This is a genomic window from Microcoleus sp. Pol11C2 (assembly GCF_036701505.1).
Taxonomy (GTDB): Bacteria; Cyanobacteriota; Cyanobacteriia; order Cyanobacteriales; family Microcoleaceae; genus Microcoleus.
The window spans coordinates 1-1,246 of sequence record NZ_JAUBQX010000122.1 but is presented as its reverse complement, the minus strand read 5'-3'; the positions used below and the strand labels follow the sequence as shown (position 1 = coordinate 1,246).

The 1,246-nt window shown below is 60.5% G+C and carries 1 protein-coding gene; it reads right to left on the bottom strand.

The genetic code is table 11. The features are described 5' to 3' along the window. Positions 1 to 31: 31 nt before the first annotated feature. Positions 32 to 1,188 (bottom strand): IS3 family transposase gene (locus QUA42_RS27580; protein WP_333141867.1). Its coding sequence is split into 2 segments (ribosomal slippage): positions 32 to 921 and positions 921 to 1,188, totalling 1,158 coding nucleotides; the frame shifts between segments, so codons are not numbered across the junction. Positions 1,189 to 1,246: the final 58 nt, after the last annotated feature.

Genomic DNA, 1,246 nt, shown 5'->3' with positions numbered 1-1,246 from the left:
TGGGCTTCCCCCAATTTCCCGGACGGTTTGCTTAGCCCATTAAGCCTTGCTCAAAGTCCACTGGGCTGAGGAAGTCTAGCTTTGAGTGTTTGCGCACCGGGTTGTAGAAGCGCTCGATGTAATCGAACACATCGGACCTGGCTTCCTCCCTTGTCCGGTAGACCTTGCGGCTGAGCCTCTCGGTCTTCATGGATGAGAAGAAGCTCTCCATCGCGGCGTTGTCCCAGCATTCACCGCGACGGCTCATGCTGCAGGTGATGCCTTGTGCCTTGAGTAGTTGCTGGAAGTCGTCGCTCGTGTATTGACTGCCCTGGTCCGAGTGGTGCATCAGCGAGCTGGGTTTGCCGCGTCGCCAAAGGGCCATCAGCAATGCGTCGCTCACCATCTTGGCCTGCATGGTGTCGCTCATCGACCACCCCACGATGCGGCGTGAGTACAGGTCCATCACCGCTGCCGCATACAGCCAGCCCTCAGCCGTCCAGATATAGGTGAAGTCGGCTACCCACTTCTGGTTCGGACCACTGGCCTGGAAGTCGCGCTGCAGATGGTTGGGCGCGATGTGGTTCTCAAGCCTGCTGCCCGTGTCTCCTGGTAGCCTGCGTCGCTTGTGACGGGCTTGCAGCTTGGCCAGATGCATCAGCCGGATGACCCGGTTCATCCCGCAACTCTCGCCCAACGCTCGAAGGTCGTGCCACACGCGTGGACTGCCGTAGGTGCGGTCGCTGAGCTCGAAGCTCTCTCGGATGAGGCGGGTGAGCCTGGCGTCGTCCTGGCTGCGCTGACTCGGCGCTCTGTCCATCCATTCATAGAAGCCGCTGTGGGAGACCGCCAGAACCCGGCACATGGTGCGGGTGGGCCAGACACTACGATGCCGCGCGATGAAGCCGTACTTCACTGCGGGTCCTTTGCAAAGTAGCCGAGCGCTTTTTTTAGGATGTCGCGCTCCGTGGTCACGCGGCGCAGTTCGCGTTGCAACCGCTCCACCTCCGTTGCTGCCTCACTGCGAAGCGGTCGGTTTGGTCTGAGGTCCAGCACCCCGCCACGCTCCTGCGTGACCCAGCGTCTGAGCACGCTGGTCTGAATACCCAGGTCCCGTGCAATGTGCGTCGCGGTTGCTCCTGGCTGCTTGCACAGCTTCACTGCCTCACGTTTGAATTCGTCCGTGAAGCTCCTTCGGGTTCTTGTCATGCCTATCTCCTGAACACATCATGTCATTGGATGTGTCCGGGAAACTGGGGGAAGCCCA